Origin of the sequence: Paenibacillus sp. EZ-K15 (genome assembly GCF_002573715.1) — a bacterium.
Classification (GTDB): Bacteria; Bacillota; Bacilli; order Paenibacillales; family Paenibacillaceae; genus Paenibacillus_AQ.
On record NZ_PDHM01000020.1, the window covers coordinates 152,946 to 170,220 of the forward strand.

Sequence of the window (17,275 nt, forward strand, 5' to 3'; positions counted from 1 at the left end):
ACTCATGACTCGGCTTCGTCTGCCTGCTTCACGGCAGTACCGCTGAGATAAATATCGTAGACCGAATTCAGTACATAGGTGGGCTTCACGCTGCTGTTCATCAGATCGTCCCTGGTTGATACGCCTGTCAGCACCATTGCCGTACTCATCCCTGCCTGATTTCCCATCTTGATATCCGTCTCCAGCCGATCCCCTGACATCAGACAATCTTCAGCCTGCACTCCCAAAATATCAAGAGCCGTCAATGCCGTCAAGACGGAGGGTTTGCCCATGACGGTCGTGATTGTTATACCGGCAGTGCCTTCGATGGCACCGATCATACCGCCGCAATCCGGCACATCACCGCCAGGCATTGGACATGTTCGATCCGGGTGGGTGGCAATCACTTCAGCGCCCCGTTTAATCGCCTGATATGCAAAATCCAGATGACGGTAGTGAAAATCCCGATCCCAAGATACAACCACAACATCGGTTTCCTCCGGCGATGAGGCGAATCGTATTCCATTGTCCAGCAGCTCATTCTTCAATATATCTTCGCCAATGACATACACGTTTGCGCCCGGATGATGTTTTTGAAGATAATGAATCGTAACGAGTGCAGGATTCAATATATTATTCAGTTCAACTTGAATGCCAAGCTTCCTTAATTTCTTCAAATAGTTTTCCCTGGAATCTATCGTTTTGTTGGTCAAAAATAATAGCCTCTTACCTAGTCCCTGCAAATAATGAATGGTCTCCACCGCACCATCAATGGCCTCAGCCCCAAGATAAATCGTGCCGTCCAAATCAAAAATATACCCTGAATAATGATCCATAATTTCGTTCTCCTCTGCATGTTCAATCTGTAATTTCGCCCGTAAACGTAAATTGGACATGTTCTGGCCAGATCAGTTCTGTTATGGACCCACAGTTCCCATCCGTAAAGTATACATATGACAACGTCATGCCCTTTAGTCCTTGGACAAGCGGTTCCACGCGGATACAAAAAAATGAGAAGCACTTTGCATTGAAAAAGCCTTCATTCATGACAAATGAAAGATTCTCGTTATGCAAAGGGCTTCTCATCATCTCTGCCCAGCTCTATAACTTTATATGGTTATACTACATCCACATTTTACATTTGACAAGATGCTCCTGATAAATAAGATTCCTATCGATTCATCGCTGAAACGGCGGAGGAATGCTCGGCTTCCTCGTCGGAGCGCGGTCCTGTGACATCTTCCCGATCCGGCAGATCCGTAAACCGTTCCATCCTGCTGTCTTCCACCATTCCCCATGCCAATTGCAATTGATCCTGCAGCAGCTCCCATTGCCTGTTGACTTCCACATGATTCCATTCTAAATATTCACGCATTATTCTCATCACGGAAGCAAGGGTTCGCTCGGTTTTTTGCCGGTCGAATAATATCCAGCCTGTTCTTCTTAATAGAAAATCCACTGCGGTCATCGTCATCTCATATTCGATGGAATACTCGATTTCCGCGCGTAACAATCGAAGCTCGACCGTGTCTGCTTCCTGCGAAGAAGCACCGATCCGGTTCATCAGTTCCATCGTATTGGAGCCGTACCTGTTCATGAGGCTCACAATGTCTTCGGGTCTGATGCCGAGGGATTCACCCTTCTTGATTAACTTCTTCTGAACCTCCTCATAGGTGAGGCCATTCAGTTCGCCACCGCTGATGGGAACACGATCCGTCGTACAAGGAGGATAGATGGTGCCATCGCCGTCTTGAAGCTGTCTGGCTGCAAGATTCACGACCTTTTCAGCCATTTTCCGAAATCCGGTCAGCTTTCCGCCTGCAATGGTGATCAATCCGGAATCGGATATAAACATCTCATCTTTCCTTGATATTTCCGAAGGATCCTTTCCTTCCTCGCGGACGAGTGGCCGTAACCCCGACCATCCGGATTCAATATCGTTCAGCTTCAGCCTTGATTCCGGGAAAGCATGATTCACCGCATCGATAAGATACCGCCGATCCTCCTCGGTAATACCGGGCGTCTCAATCGCACCCTCATAAAGGGTATCGGTCGTTCCGATGTAGGTCTTGCCCTCTCTTGGAATGACAAAAATCATTCTTCCACCCGGCACATCGAAATAAGCAGCCTGGCGTATGGGAAGCTTGGCATGATCCACCACCAGGTGAACGCCTTTCGTTAAGAGCAGCCGCTTTCCCTTGAGCGAATTATCCTTGAGCCTGACCTGATCCACCCATGGCCCGGCCGCATTGATGATTTTTTTGGCGCATATCGTATAGGTCTTACCACTCACTTGGTCTTCTACGTGAACTCCTACTACTTTTCCTCCTCGATACATGAATTCCTGGACTTTGGCATAATTCGCGATGAGAGCTCCCTTGGCCCTTGCAGACTTCATCACTTCAACCGTTAATCGCGCATCATCGGTTCGGTATTCATAATAATAACCGGAACCTTTCAATCCCTCCTTTCGAAAGAGCGGTTCAAGGGTCAGGGTACTCTCGCGCCGGAACATCTTTCGCCGTTCACTTCGTTTGACCCTTGCCAACCAGTCGTACAGATACAACCCGATCGCGCTGGCAAGATAACCATAAGTACCCTTTTTATAAATAGGGAGCAGCATGGGAATGGGCTCCACCAGATGCGGAGCGCTCCGGTGAAGCAGTGCCCGTTCAGAACCTACCTCGCGTACCAAGGCGATCTCTCCTTGCTTCAAATACCGAAGACCGCCATGAATCAGCTTCGTTGATCTGCAACTCGTTCCCGAAGCAAAATCATTCATTTCCACCAATCCGACGCTCATCCCTCTACAGCTGGCGTCCCAAGCAATTCCCGCACCCGTGATACCGCCGCCAATCACCAGCACATCCAGCTTTTTGGCCGACATGTCCTGCAAATATTGGGTCCGCATCTTGGCGGATAAGCTTGTGTACACCTGACATTCTCCTCTCTGAATTTAAAATTCAAAAAAAGAACCGCTTCTGCTAAGAATACATACCGAATACAGTACGCATTTAAGCAAAAGGGTTCTCCATTATCTCCGCCACTTTATGCAATAAATATGATTATTCATTATAGGTTGCTTTTATACTTATGTCTACATGGAGCCCATTCAGAACCGTTAAAGCCGATTCTCACTTTTTTCGTAAAGCCGATGGAGCCATACTTTTATATTTTTTGAAGGTTCGACTGAAATAATAAATATCATTAAATCCGGTTGCAGCCGCGATTTCGGATACCGTAAGCGGACTTTCACGAAGGAGATAATCCGCCCGGTTGAGCCTCGTCTCATTCACATACTCTGTCACGGTCCGACCGCTGATCTCCTTGAACAAACGGCTGAAATGAAAACGGCTGAGACCAGCCATGCTTGATAGGAGCTCCACTGACAAATCCTCCCGGTAATGCTCCTCGATATACTTGAATATCGGGGCAAAGCGCTCTACATTCTTCATCCGCTCGACGTATTCATCCAGTGTAAGGACCGTCGCTACATAACCTCGTACAAGCAGCGTAAGCAGCCGATACAGCTCTGATTTGACCGCCAGCTCATAACCGAATTCCCGCTGTTCCAGCTCATGAATGATGGACAACATGGAGGCTAGCGCATCATCCCCGCTAATTCGATTCTCGAAGATTAGCCGGTTCTGGGTGATGGGTGTGATGAATTTCATCTCGGTTGCATCCAGCGAATGGCTCTGAAGCAGCGAAAAGTCCGCGATTAACGCATAATAAAACAAATGATCCGATAGGCTAAGGCCGTAATGCAGCTCATTCCGGTTAATGACGATCATATCGCCTTCCTTGACCGTGAAGGTGGACGAGCCGCACTCCAGACTCGCTTCCCCAGATATAATATATAGAATTTCAAGATGTTCATGCCAATGATGGTTAAACAAAACCTGTCCCCGGCCGTCAAACTCGCAACGATGGACCTTAATCGGAAACTGAGGATCCGGCATTGTCATCGGTTCTTGAAGTGTTTTGTCCAATGTTCTGATCTCCTTCCAGTAAGACAGCACAATTGTACAAACAAACAGCACGGTTTATCATGGTGTCTTCCTCTAAAAGCATTATAATACGAAAGTGTAATGCAGTAAATTCAGAGGAGTGAACTCATGAAATCTATTAATATTGGCGTCATTGGCACGGGATCGATCTCTGCTATGCATTTGCAATCTTATCAAAAACATGCGAACGCGAATTTGCTCGCCGTGTGCGATTTAAATGAAGAAAGAGCACAGCGTGCAGCTGAAAAATACGGTGCTACCAAAGTCTACACCGATTATAACGAACTTCTGGCTGATCCGGAAATCGATGCTGTAAGCATCTGTACCTGGAACAATACGCATGCCGAAATCAGTATTGCGGCACTGAATGCGGGCAAACACGTTCTGGTTGAGAAACCTCTCTGCCGTACCGTTGAGGAAGCGCTTCAAGTACAGGAAGCCGTTAAATCTTCCGGCAAGCTGCTTCAGGTCGGCTTCGTAAGACGTTACGATCCTAACGCTCAAATGCTCCGCGAGTTTGCAGACAAGGGTGAATTCGGGGAAATCTATTTCGCGAAGGCTTCCTCCGTTCGCCGTCTCGGCAATCCAGGCGGCTGGTTCTCTGACATTGAGCGTTCCGGCGGCGGACCTCTCATCGATATCGGCGTGCATGTCATTGATCTGTGCTGGTACATGATGGGTCGCCCTAAACCAGTTTCTGTAAGCGCCAATACATACCGGAAGCTGGGCAATCGCTCTAACGTTCGCAACCTCTCCTTCTACAAAGCGGCTGACTATGACGCGGAGAAGAACACGGTTGAGGATATGGCGAATGCGATGATCCGTTTTGAAAACGGCGCCTCTATACTGGTGGACGTCAGCTTCACGCTGCACGCTAAGGAAAATCTGCAATCCGTTAAATTATATGGAGACAAGGGCGGCTTTGAGATTGATCCTGAAGTGGTCATCGTCACGGAGAAACACGATACCATCATCAACATTCAGCCTCAGACAGACAGCACAGGATTCGCTTTCGACGCGGCTTTCCAAAGCGAAGTCGATCATTTCATTTCCAGCATCGAGAACGGCACGTCACCTCTCAGCCCAGTAGAAGACGGCGTTGAGATCATGAAGATTCTGTGCGGGATCTATGAATCCGCCGAAAAAGGGGTTGAAGTTTTACTATGAAACTTGGAATAAGCTCGTACAGCCTGTACCAGGCCATGAACAAAGGCGAAATGACCATTACCGATGTCATCGACTACGTTGCAGAAATTGGTGGAGAGCATATCGAGATCGTTCCGCTCGGCTTTAACCTGAAGGAAACACCGGAGTTGATCGATACAATTAAATCCCATGCCGCTTCCAAAGGGCTTGAAATTTCCAACTATGCCATCGGCGCCAATTTTGCGGAATTGGATGACGCTGCATATGAAGCGGAGATTGAACGAGTTAAAGGTGAAGTGGACATTGCAGCCGCACTTGGCGTTAAGCTGATGCGTCATGACGTAGCCTCTTCCAAAGACTTGTCCATCACGCATTTCCTGGAGGAGCTTCCCCGCCTCGCCAATGCATGCCGGATCATTGCCGATTATGCGGCTGAACGTGGCATTACGACAAGCGTGGAGAACCATGGCTATTTCATTCAACATAGCGACCGTGTAAAAGCGCTGGTTCAGACCGTGAATCACCCTAACTTCAAAACAACCCTGGATATCGGAAACTTCCTCTGTGCTGATGAGGTATCCACTGTGGCTGTGGCGAACAACATCGGCTTGGCCTCGATGGTTCACTTTAAGGACTTCTATTATCGCCCGGCTCACCGCGCACCTGGATCCGGTTGGTTTAATACCTCCAGCGGCAACTGGCTGCGTGGCGCGATTGTCGGCCAAGGCGATATCGATATGCCCGAAGTCGTTCGCATCGTGAAGGAATCCGGTTATGACGGCTACATCTCGATTGAATTCGAGGGGCTGGAAGATTGCCGCACGGGAGCTAAGTTTGGATTGGAATATGTCCGTAAAGCCTGGAATGAAGTTTAAGTTAGACGGTCGATGGATGAACACAAGGATGATACAAGGGGGATATTAGGATGTCGAAGCCTATCATGCCTAACAAAATTGGCGTTATTGTTGACAGCTTTCGAGTTGGAGTAAGAGACGGCCTTCTTAAAGCCCGGGATGTCGGAGCAGACGGCGTTCAGATCTATGCCGTTCATGGCGAAATGGATCCGGCCAACCTCTCTGCTTCGGCCCGTAAAGAATTGAAGGATTACATCGATTCACTGGGACTTGAAATCTCCGCTCTCGTTGGTGACCTTGGCGGACACGGTTTCCAGGACCCTGCCGAAAATGCAGCTAAAATCGAGAAATCCAAACGAATCATGGAGCTCGGCTTGGAGCTGGGAACCAATATCATCACCACGCATATCGGTATCGTGCCGCAAGACCATAACAGCCGCGTATATGAAACGATGCATAAAGCTTGTCTGGAGCTTAGCACATTCGCGAAGTCGATGGACGCCTTCTTTGCCATCGAGACAGGTCCGGAGCCTTCGGCTCATTTGAAATCATTCCTGGATGGTCTCGGTTCCAACGGTGTGTCCGTTAACTTTGATCCTGCCAATATGGTCATGGTCACTGGAGACGATCCGGTACAGGGTGTGTACAATCTGAAGGATTATATCGTTCATACACACGCGAAGGACGGAATCAAGCTGGCTGACTATATCGATCCTCGCGATGTATACGGTGATTTCGGATACGAAGCACCTGCGCTTGACCATGACAAAATTGCCGATATGGCCGAATCCGGCGAGAAGTTCCGTGAGGTACCTCTTGGAGAAGGTGGCGTTAACTGGAATGCTTACTTGCAAGCTCTCAAGGATATTGGCTATACGGGGTATCTGACAATCGAACGTGAAGTGAAAGCCAATCCGGAAGCGGATATCAAGCTCGCCGTGGACTTCTTGAAAACATTCAGAGCTTAACATTTACACGATTATTTAGTGTTCTTGCTGAGGGATGTCAGGCGCTCTTGCTTTGATCGTCTGCAATGAGATCATTAACCAAACAAGGCCAATCAGGGAATAACCTGATTGGCCTTGTTTATATTGTTCTACCCTATAGTAAGTAAAATTAAGATACTACCTGTTTCCCCGATACCGTCTCCAAAGCGCCGTTCGCTCTCGCCGAACGAATCTCGGCTTCAATAATTTCTAGCGATCCGGCAGCGCTTTCTGGTGTACATACCGTTACCGGCTTTCCTTGCGCAACATGCTCAATGAAATACCGGAGTTCACGGTAATAGCCGGAATCCTCGGACAGCTCAGCCGTAAAGCCTGGAGCGTCTTCAGGGTACACCGTCAGTTCATTATTCTCGAACACCAGCGTAGCCTCTTCCAGATTCACCCGATATCCCATATAGAAACCGTGTTCGCCGTGCAATGTCCAATCCGCATGTGCGTTAATCACTTTGCCATCCGGGAAACTGTAGTGGGTCGATACGATATCGTACGAGCTTCCTTTAATAATCGTTTTGGCAAATGTCGATACCCGCTCCGGTTTGCCCATAAGATAGTGGATCATATCCACGTCATGCACATGCATGTCCGTGATACAGCCACCACTCTTGTCTCCTTCCAGGAACCAGCCTTGAGGCGGCTCCGATCCCCGGAAGAATTCGCCTGCAACGATGCTTCCATAACGGCCGTCCTCCACACATTCTTTCAAATATTCATAGGCTGGCCAGAAACGCAGGCATTGTCCGATCATGAGCGTTTTTCCTGTGCGCTCCGCTGTTTTCACCATGCGCCAGGCTTCCTCCGAACTGCCTGCGACAGGTTTCTCGCACATGACGTGAATGCCCTTCTCCAGCAGCATGCAGGACATGTCCGCATGCAAATATGTCGGCAAGCATACATCCACTATATCCAGCTCTTCATTCTCCAGCATTTTGTCCACATGGTCATAAAGATGATAGGGCTCCAGGTCGTATACATCCCGCTCAGTGGCCATATTGCCGTTGGCTTTGCTGTCCTTAAGCTCATCAATACGCAGATCGCAAATCGCCACTAGCTGGATGTCCGCACCCTCTTCGGCTAGTCGAAGATAATTGTCGAAATGCATGCGGCCCATGAAACCAAATCCCAATATTCCGATTTTCAGCATTCTCTTTCCCTCCGTATCCCTTATTATGATTGGCCTTGATGCTGGCGTGCATCCGGCTTGCGCAAAGATGGCGTACGTCCAAGAATCGCATCCATTGCATTGGATGTATTAAATATGATCTGCTCCGAATAGTGGGTATACGCCGGGATCATCTCTGCCGTGACATAGTTGTCATAGCCAATCAAGCGCAGCGCTTCAACAACGGCCGGATAATTAACGTCCCCTGCCAACAGGTCAACAAAACCGTGCAATCCGCCTGCCTGTCTGCGGTAATCTTTGAAATGGACTTTTTTGATCCGCTCACCCAAAATCCGAATCCAGTGCTCCGGATAACCGTTATGCACAACATTGCCTACATCGAAATAGGAGCCGACATATTCGGAACCGATCTCATCAATGAAGGTCCGCAATTCCAGCGGCGACAGCAGGAATTTATTCCATACATTCTCGAGCGCGATGGCAACACCGGCGCTTTCCGCGTAAGGAACCAGCTTACGAATGGATTCTTGAGCCCGTTCGTAGGCATATTCGTAATCGATAACTGCTGAACCAGGAACAAAATCGACCCCGACTGCCCCTGGGATCACAAGTATGGCATCCACTCCGAAAGCGGACGCGAGTTCCAGCTGCTTCTTGCAAATATCCATGGCCTTCTCACGGACAGCCGGGTCATCACTTGTCATCGGGTATTCCCAATACAAACCTGTCGCCAAACCCGCGATTTCCAGGTCCGCTTCTTTCAGCTGTGCCGCTATGGCCTGTACTTCCTTGTCGCCAGCCTGAAGTCCGAGCTCCCCTGTTTGGTTTAATGACAATTCGATTCCTTCAAACCCAGCTTCTTTTCCCAATCGGATGCAGTCGGAGATGGAAGCATCTCCCGGGAACGACCAGATATTAATCCCTTTCTTCATCGTGAATCCCTCCTAAAATCAATAGGTTGATGTTGTAACACTCGTTTTCTGAAACACATCATTTGACTTTTTCCGTCAAGTTGTAAATAAACCATTCGGATGTAATAATACTTATATAATAAATAAATATTCCGTCAAATGATTTAGATAGAAAAGTGATTATTTGGACAATTCCGTTCTATTTATCATCTCTTAATAACATTTTGGAGTGAGCATACAATGACCGATATGGATCTCAATTTTCCGATAAAACGCGAAGCGCCCTTTAGGGAATGGTCACCCTGCATTCACTATGCGCAGTTTCAACGCATGGCGACAGGATCACTCCCGCAGCGCAGATTATACGATTTTGAGCTCCTCTATGTATACCAAGGGGAAGCTGCTACCACGATGTACGGGAACCGCTATCGCATCGAAGCGGGTCAGCTGATCTTTCTGCCGTCCGGTGTTTACCACCAGAATGAGGTAGTTTCCCATCCTGACGCGCGGTTTCTGGGGATTCATTTTGATTTCTTTGATGAGCTGGACATACACACCGAAGCGGATATGATCGTGAATGAAGCCGTGCTGGATACGGATAAATTCGCGCATGAAGCGGTGTCCTCGGCTTTTCCCCCACTGTCTTCCCGTGTCATCTACACGCCCCCATTGCCTTGCGTTCAGATGATGGAACGAATCGTAGAGGAATTCACCCTGCGTCCAGCCGGCTATGAGCTTGCCTGCAAAGGGCTGATGCTGGATGTGCTGGTTCAGCTGCTTCGGACGCATCCTTCCCAAGCCTTGACGGAAACGTCACCGCATGATGCCAAACTGATTGAACTGATGTCTCAAATCGAAAAAACTCCAGCCAAAGACTGGAGCAACAAAGTGATTGCGGAGCATTTGATGTTAAGCCCGGATCATACTGCTAAATTGTTTAAACGCTTTGCCGGAATGCCGCCAAGTGAATTCGTGCAAACCGTTCGTCATCGCGAAGCGCGCCGGCTTCTCCGGGAATCCGACATCTCGATCGAGATGGTTGGCGAAGGGGTCGGATACCCGGACATTCATTATTTCAGCCGGATCTTCCGCAGGCTGGAGGGGATTACCGCTACCGATTACCGTAAACTCTCAAGAATTCTGTAAGGTGGGCAGACCACGGTCAGCACTTGCATGCTTTCGAAGCCAGCGCTCCATTCGATCGAGCGCTTCGCTCAATTGATCGGACGAAGCGGCATACGAGCAGCGAATAAAGCCTTCGCCCCCGGCACCGAACACATAACCGGGTACAACGGCGACTTTTGCCTCCCGAAGCAATCGTTCCGCAAACTGCTGCGAGCCTAGGCCGGTGCCGCTTATGCTGGGGAATGCATAGAAAGCACCCTGAGGATCGCGGCAGCTTAGACCGATATCGGTCAGACCTTGCACAAACATCTTTCTGCGTTCATCATAAGCCTGCTTCATCACGTCCCGATCCCCGAGTCCATTCCTTAAACATTCGAGAGCCGCAATCTGCCCCATGATGGGTGCACATAGCGCAGTATACTGATGAATCTTGACCATAGCGCTCACCAAGTGGGACTCGCCGCAGAGGTAACCGACCCGCCAGCCCGTCATGGCAAAGGCTTTGGAAAATCCACCGATGACGATGGTGCGCTCCCGCATCCGAGGCAGCGAAGCAATACTGGTATGCGTGCGGCCATAGGTAAGTTCGGCATACATCTCGTCTGAAATCACCACCAAATTGTGCGTAACCGCAAGGTGCGCAATCGGAAGCCAATCCTCATAGGTCATCACGGCGCCTGTCGGATTGCTTGGAAAGTTAACAACGATCGCTTTCGTCCGAGGGGTAATCGCCTTCTGCAGCGCATCCGCAGTCAATTTGAAGTTATGCTCTGCGGAGAGCTCCAGTTCGACGACAGTTCCTCCGTTCAATTGCACAAGAGGGGCATAAGCGACATATCCCGGCACGGGAATAATAATTTCATCTCCCGGCGAAATGAGCGCCCGCAGCGTAAGATCAATCGCTTCGCTGCCGCCAACCGTGACCAGTATCTCTCTGGACGGCTCGTATTGCAGCTGGAATCCGGTATCCAGATATTCCGCAATCCCTTCCCTTAGCTCCATTAGCCCTTCATTCGGCGTATACATCGTGCGGCCATGTTCCAGAGCTCGTTTACAGGCCTCAATCGCACATGAAGGCGTCACAAAATCCGGTTCCCCCACGCCGAGAGAAATGACATCATCGTCCGCTTCCGCCGCATTAAAAAATTGCCGGATGCCGGAAGGCGGCATGACTTGCACCGTTGATGTTAGAAAGCTGCTCGTTGTATTCATATCCCTCTACTCCTTGCCTTCGCTTTTTCGTTCCGATAATGAAGTTTCAATGATGGCATCCAGAAGTCCGCTGAACGAATAGCCCGCCGCTTCCGCGCTTCTTGGCAGCAAACTGTTCTTCGTTAAACCCGGAAGCGTATTGACCTCCAAAATATAAGGAGTCTCTTCCTTCAGGATGATATCGATTCGGGCATACACACTGCACTTCAGCGCCTTATAGCATTGAAGCGCTGCTGCGCGCACCCGCTGCTGAAGTTCGGCAGGAAGCTCAATCACTTGCTCATCCGCTTCGCCTTCTTCGTATTTGGATGTATAATCGAAAAACTCGGAGTTCGGCTTGATGGACACAATCGGGAGCATCTCGCCGTTCAAGACCGGGCATGTAATCTCTTCTCCCTCGATCAGTTGCTCGATCATCACGGAGCGGTCCCACCGCAATGCCTCTTCGACGGCAGAAGCAAGGGCTGCCATATCACGCACGATCCGAGTGCCCACGCTGGACCCGCCTGCATTCGGCTTCACCACGACAGGAAATCCGAGTCCCTCCACGTCAGCGGCGGCCAACTCCTCCATACTGCTGACCATGATCCAATCGGCTGCAATCAATCCCTCGTACCGCAGCAGCTTCTTGCTCAGGTCTTTATCCATGCAAACACTGCTGGAGAGAACGCCGCTGCCGGTATACGGAATGCCGAGAGAGTCGAGTGTGCCTTGCACCGTCCCGTCTTCCCCGTATTGCCCGTGCAAGGCGAGCAAAGCAATATCGATGCCTTCGGTTTTGCTGATCAGCTCGCGTTTATCGTTAATCTCGATCGGATAAACCTCGTAGCGGCTTTTATCCAGATGAGCGATCATCTCTTTGCCAGTCATTAGCGAAACTTCCCGCTCGGATGATACGCCTCCCATGATGACGCCAACCTTCATGATGTAGACCTCCTCAAAATTTCTTTCCTTGGATGTTGAATCATCACTCCGCATGCGGATTATTCTTCCGATCTCTGTTGCCCTCAGATTTCTACTGATTTGAATATTCATTTGTTGAAATCCGACGGCAAAGGAGAACGCTACGCTTCTCCAGAATCATTCCGCCTTCTCCGTTGCAGTCAAATTACACCAGCTTCCTCGCCGCCTCGCCGATGATGCGGATTCCCTTCTCGATGTTCTCGTCGGAAACGCGGGAGAATCCGAGACGCATGGTGTGATGGCCACCGCCATCGGTATAGAAAATATCGCCCGGCGTGAACACCACACCCTGGGTCGAGCAGGCTTCCAGCAGTTCCCGGGTCCGGAATTCGGGACCGAATTCAACGAACAGGTGAAGCCCGCCGTCGCCGGACAACCGCTCCATCGGAATCCACTCCTCGCAGCAGCGGATCGCCAGCTCATATTTTCGCTTGTACTCGGCCTTCGCCCTCTTTAAATATTTCTCGAAGTTGCCATTGTACAAATATTGAAAGAGCAGGGATTGATCCAGGGTCGACGTATGAATGCTGCGGGCGCGCTTCACGCTCTCCAGATAATGAATCAGCGTCTTGTCGGCAAGCACCCAACCGACTCGCAGGCCAGGAAATAGGATTTTGGAGAAGCTGCCCAAATAGATCACGCTGTTGTTCTCGCCGCCTGCACATGCAACGAGAGGTGCGATGTGCGAGCCCGAATAGCGCAGCTCTTCGTTGAAACCGTCTTCGATAACGGGAATTTCGTACTCATTCAGCAGCCGGAGCGCTTCCAGCCTCTTCTGGTGAGACATTACGATTCCTGTAGGATTATGATAGGAAGGCACAAGGTACGCCATGTCGTACGTCCGCTCCGACAGCTCGCGTGCAAGCCCCGTCAGGCTGATGCCGTCTTGCTCCATCTCAACGCCGGTAATGGCGTACCCGTGCATTTTAAAATTTTTAATAGCTGTATGATGGGTAGGATTCTCGCACAAAATGCGGCCATGCCCTTTGTTCAAGGAGGATAGCACCAGACTTAATCCTTCCGTAAAACCGCTGGTGATCAGCATATCCTTACCCTGGATATTCACGCCCTTGTTCTCCATATAACGGAGGAGGTAATCAATAAGCGGTTTATAGCCCTTGGCGTAACCATAGTTTAGAAGTACATCACCTTCAAGCGACATCCGGTCCAGGAATGCACGTTTGACATTTTGCAGATCGAACAGCTTCTCATCGGGAGCGATGCTTGTAAAAGATATGGAGCCCTTCTCAGCGCGGATGCCGTGCTTCATCAGATCATTCTCTTCCGCAAGCCTGGCGTATTCGTTCAGACGAGGACCCCAGTCCAGCCGTTTGCCTTCGGGCTGCATGGATGCCCCGCTGATCGAAGGGACAACAAAGTGCCCTTGCCCTTTAACCGCGTAGATATAACCTTCATCCTCCAAATCCGAGTAAGCGCTCAGCACCGTATTACGGCCCACCCGAAACAATGCGCTTAGCTCGCGCGTGGAGGGGAGCTTCTGATCGGCTTGCAGCGCCCCGGTCGTCATCAAGCGCTTCATGTAATCTTTAACTTGAATGTACGCCGGACGATCATCCGCCAACTTGAAATCCAAATACATCGTTCTTACCCCCTTGCTCTTATGATGGCATAAATCAGGTGGTACCACTAGAACCACAGCAGGTCTCTTTCGCCTCGGGCGTGGTTTGCCGATGACAGTCCGGCTTTTTATATCAAACAACCTTGGCCAATTCTTTGGATTTAACAGGATTTAAGTGTCCATTAACAGAACTATACCATCTTGACACGAATGCAAAGGAGATTATGATGGTGAACCTTCCAAGAATTGTAATCAGCAATCTTAATTCCATGATAGACGAGCCTATAAAGATATCTGCCATGGGTATGCAGCCACGGGAAGCCGTGACGTTCCACCTCATCAAAAAAATAAACGAAGCACGTTATTTAGCTTCATGGGCAAGCTTTAGGGCAGATCAAGACGGCAAGGTTGTTCTGGATGATTTAGCTCCTGATCACGGCACGTACCGCGGCATTGACGGTATGGCTCTGTTTTGGTCCATGAAGCCGGTCACCAAAAATGCAATAACGCAGTATTTTGACAACACATCGATTCAGGCCGACCATCGTGATGAGCTATCTCCGCAAGCTTTACTTGTCCTGCTGGAAATGAACGACAAGGTGGTTGCACATCAAGTGATCACCCGCCATTGGATGAGCGATGACATAAGGAAACTTAACATTCGGGAAGCCGGTTTAACTGGTAGTTTTTTCTATTGCCAGGATATGAACCCTAGACCTGCCATTATGGTTGTTGGTGGATCCGAGGGAGGCATAAATGAGAAAACCGCCGCTCTTTTAGCCTCACACGGATTCACGGTGTTATCCCTGGCCTACTTCGGCTTGGAGAGTCTACCAAAACAACTTAGAGATATTCCGCTTGAAACCATACAGACGGCTTTAACGTGGTTCCACAACAGACCTGAAGTTTCGGCAGGTGGAATCGGCATTCATGGTACCTCCAGAGGCAGTGAATTGGCTTTGTGGTCAGCGACCTTGTTTCCTGACATTCATGCAGCGGTTTCATTAAGCGGCTCGGCCGTATCATTCTGTGGCATTATTCCGTGGACTGATCAGCCGACACTTCCACCTGCATGGACCTACCAAGGACAGCCGCTTCCTTACCTTCAGCCTGATAATCCAATCGAATTAGCGCGTGATTGTAAGGATATGTGGACCAACCGGAATGGAAACCCCTTCAGAACCTGGCATGACGGACTTTCGAAAAACACGGATTGGGTTGAAGCTGCAACCATTCCTCTAGAAAGGATGCACGGTGAGCTCCTTATGATATCGGGATTGGCTGATGAGAGCTGGAATTCCGCTTATCTCTCGGAGCAAGGTTTCAAACGAAAGACATCCATCCACAAAGATGTATCCAAGCATCTGATCTATGATGGGGCAGGACATTACATTGGTATACCTTATCTGCGAGCGGTGTCCTCCGATCAGGGAAACCAACAGGCTCTTGCACAAGCAAGCGTAGAATCATGGAAAGAAACCATTCGTTTCTTCAAGCGCGTATTATGTAAATAAAATAAAGGTCTCACATTCCTATAACGGGAATGCGAGACCTTCTTATACAGAGTTCAATGCCGCCAAGATTTAGTTTGTACTCACCAGCCCGCTTACTTCACAACCAAACTTTCCTTGATCTTATCGTTGATCCACTGCCGCTTCGACAGCAGCCATTCCTGCTCCCTCGGATACGTCTTAAAGGTGATTGGCTCTTCGAGCCCTTCCTCCAGCGCCTGCAGCACAGCCTCTCTGCCGATCTGCGTCTCCAGCAGCTGAAGCGCTCTCAAATCTTGAAGCGCTTCCTGGAATACCTTCAACCGAATGGATTCGATCGGTCCTCCTTCACCAGGGTATACCACAAAAGCATCCCCGGAAGGAAAACCGCAATCCGCATCCGTCACCTTGAACGGATCAATGGCGCGTTTCGAGTATTGCGAATTCCAAAAGTTATATCCCCAATGGAGAAATCCCTCGATATTAAACTTATACAGCTGAATCCCGATGATCCGGTTTCTTGCCGAAGGCAAATTGAAGAAACGGTTGGACACTTCCTTGTACTGGGAACAGCAATAATAGGTCCACAGTGGCGTTACCTGTTGATCCAGAAAAGGCTCAATGTGATTGCTGGCCGGAATCGGACGCTTCACCAGCCCCTGCTCATAGAACGAAATATCGGAGAGCGCGTCAATGATCGGGTAATCCGGCAGCAGCTCGTTCATCAACCGGCTTGCATGACCGTAGGCCTCCAGATGGGACTCGGATGGCTCATCGGATACATGGAAATAACAGCGCTGCTCAAGTCCCCGGCTTTTAATCCAACCGGTGAGGGCCGGTATGAATTGTCTGATGAAGGCATGATACTCTTCTCCGGTTGCATCCGTCTCCCATCCGAACAGCTTCTCAGGCTTTCCCTTCACGTTAGCCATAATCTTCGGCGCATGCCCGGCTCCCCACTGGGTGAAAAGATGCGAGAATTCCAGATACTGAATCCCATTAGAATCACACAGGTCTGCCCAGTGGTCCAGCTTATCAAACCCAAATGCATATGTTCCATCCTGGTTTACAACAACGTCAACCAGCTGCACCGTTGGCCGTTCTCCGCCCACTTCCGTATCCAGCGGAGGCGTAAACAATGGCGTCAGGATCATATTGATGCCATGCTGAGCGGCGGTCCGCATAAACTGACCGATCAACGTCCAGTGCCGTTCACTAAATATCTCCACCTCGTAGTAGTTCGCCAAGCAATCGGCATGGAACCATTCCGTATGAATCAGCGTCTGGTCCGGCAAGATTGCCGGAATCACTTCGAGCGTGAACACCTCTTCTCCAAGCGACTCCCCTGACTCTTCTTCAAAACGGACCCGGATTTCATATGTACCGCCCTTGATCTCACCCTCAGGCTGTACCGTAATCCATAGACTTCTCCACTGGTTCGGGCATCCGGTTATTACAGGCTCTGATGTCAGAGGCAGCAGCGGGTCCGGATACAGCCCGGGCGTAGCTCTTAAGATAAACTCGTCATGATCATGATACGTAGGCATCTCCGATGGAACCAGGCCTACAGAACGGACGGTAATCCGCTCGCTCAACTCAGATTGCAGATGAACCCGGATGTTTTTCAACAAGCGATTGGAACGGTAAGCAACTTGAAACGAGTACGTCTCATTGCCAAACGCCGACCCTCTGTCATACGAGGCTTGGGATAGTTCTTCATCGGCAAATACTTTGGACAAAGAGCTCAACAGCCGGGTCTCAAATGATACGGAATGACTCATGCAGGTTACACCTCTCTACAATGAAATGGGATACTTTCACGTACATCTTACACTAATCTGGATGAAACGGAAGGTGAATTTTGCGTTTTCGAAAAAAA

General features: G+C 49.6%; 14 protein-coding genes. 5 read left to right on the forward strand and 9 right to left on the reverse strand.

The window, feature by feature from the left end; translation table 11 throughout:
* Positions 1–2: 2 nt before the first annotated feature.
* The 3 genes from CRG97_RS23745 to CRG97_RS23755 form a co-directional block, all read right to left on the reverse strand.
* Positions 3–815 (reverse strand): HAD-IIA family hydrolase, encoded by an 813-nt coding sequence (locus CRG97_RS23745; protein WP_098748127.1) that lies wholly within the window; start codon positions 813–815, stop codon positions 3–5.
* A 335-nt stretch (positions 816–1,150) separates the two neighbouring features.
* Entirely contained in the window at positions 1,151–2,914 is a 1,764-nt protein-coding gene (locus CRG97_RS23750) for a glycerol-3-phosphate dehydrogenase/oxidase (protein ID WP_098748130.1), read from the reverse strand.
* Positions 2,915–3,113: 199 nt separating this feature from the next.
* Positions 3,114–3,971 carry an AraC family transcriptional regulator gene (locus CRG97_RS23755; RefSeq protein WP_076325666.1) on the reverse strand — a complete coding sequence of 286 codons (858 nt, stop codon included), beginning with the start codon at positions 3,969–3,971 and terminating at the stop codon, positions 3,114–3,116.
* Positions 3,972–4,097: 126 nt separating this feature from the next.
* Here CRG97_RS23755 and CRG97_RS23760 point away from each other — a divergent pair, with 126 nt between their 5' ends.
* The 3 genes from CRG97_RS23760 to CRG97_RS23770 are packed head-to-tail and all read left to right on the forward strand — an operon-like array spanning position 4,098 to position 6,957.
* Positions 4,098–5,156, forward strand: coding sequence for a Gfo/Idh/MocA family protein (locus CRG97_RS23760; protein WP_076325665.1), 1,059 nt, complete (start codon positions 4,098–4,100; stop codon positions 5,154–5,156).
* Positions 5,153–6,010 carry a sugar phosphate isomerase/epimerase family protein gene (locus CRG97_RS23765; protein ID WP_098748133.1) on the forward strand — a complete coding sequence of 286 codons (858 nt, stop codon included), beginning with the start codon at positions 5,153–5,155 and terminating at the stop codon, positions 6,008–6,010. Before CRG97_RS23760 ends, CRG97_RS23765 begins: the two co-directional genes overlap by 4 nt.
* 50 nt (positions 6,011–6,060) lie before the next feature.
* Positions 6,061–6,957 carry a sugar phosphate isomerase/epimerase family protein gene (locus tag CRG97_RS23770; protein ID WP_076325663.1) on the forward strand — a complete coding sequence of 299 codons (897 nt, stop codon included), beginning with the start codon at positions 6,061–6,063 and terminating at the stop codon, positions 6,955–6,957.
* Positions 6,958–7,105: 148 nt separating this feature from the next.
* On the opposite strand, the gene CRG97_RS23775 is transcribed toward CRG97_RS23770, so the two are convergent.
* On the reverse strand, positions 7,106–8,137 hold the full coding sequence (locus CRG97_RS23775) for a Gfo/Idh/MocA family protein (RefSeq protein ID WP_098748136.1): 1,032 nt from the start codon (positions 8,135–8,137) through the stop codon (positions 7,106–7,108).
* Positions 8,138–8,160: 23 nt separating this feature from the next.
* On the reverse strand, positions 8,161–9,048 hold the full coding sequence (locus tag CRG97_RS23780) for a sugar phosphate isomerase/epimerase family protein (protein WP_098748138.1): 888 nt from the start codon (positions 9,046–9,048) through the stop codon (positions 8,161–8,163).
* Between the two features lie 219 nt (positions 9,049–9,267).
* On the opposite strand from CRG97_RS23780, the gene CRG97_RS23785 reads away from it, so the two are divergent.
* Complete coding sequence (locus CRG97_RS23785; protein ID WP_098748141.1) at positions 9,268–10,173, forward strand: helix-turn-helix transcriptional regulator; 906 nt, start codon at positions 9,268–9,270, stop codon at positions 10,171–10,173.
* On the opposite strand, the gene CRG97_RS23790 is transcribed toward CRG97_RS23785, so the two are convergent.
* The 3 genes from CRG97_RS23790 to CRG97_RS23800 form a co-directional block, all read right to left on the reverse strand.
* Complete coding sequence (locus tag CRG97_RS23790) at positions 10,159–11,364, reverse strand: aminotransferase class I/II-fold pyridoxal phosphate-dependent enzyme (protein WP_098748143.1); 1,206 nt, start codon at positions 11,362–11,364, stop codon at positions 10,159–10,161. The two genes, CRG97_RS23785 and CRG97_RS23790, sit on opposite strands and share 15 nt — an antisense overlap.
* A 6-nt stretch (positions 11,365–11,370) precedes the next feature.
* Complete coding sequence (locus CRG97_RS23795) at positions 11,371–12,288, reverse strand: D-alanine--D-alanine ligase (protein ID WP_098748146.1); 918 nt, start codon at positions 12,286–12,288, stop codon at positions 11,371–11,373.
* Positions 12,289–12,472: 184 nt separating this feature from the next.
* Entirely contained in the window at positions 12,473–13,927 is a 1,455-nt protein-coding gene (locus tag CRG97_RS23800) for an aminotransferase-like domain-containing protein (protein ID WP_098748149.1), read from the reverse strand.
* Positions 13,928–14,130: 203 nt separating this feature from the next.
* Between CRG97_RS23800 and CRG97_RS23805 the strand changes: the two genes are divergently transcribed.
* Complete coding sequence (locus CRG97_RS23805; protein ID WP_098748151.1) at positions 14,131–15,420, forward strand: acyl-CoA thioesterase/bile acid-CoA:amino acid N-acyltransferase family protein; 1,290 nt, start codon at positions 14,131–14,133, stop codon at positions 15,418–15,420.
* A gap of 92 nt (positions 15,421–15,512) precedes the next feature.
* On the opposite strand, the gene CRG97_RS23810 is transcribed toward CRG97_RS23805, so the two are convergent.
* Positions 15,513–17,177, reverse strand: a complete 1,665-nt coding sequence (locus tag CRG97_RS23810; RefSeq protein WP_098748154.1) for a DUF4091 domain-containing protein — start codon at positions 17,175–17,177, stop codon at positions 15,513–15,515.
* Positions 17,178–17,275: the final 98 nt, after the last annotated feature.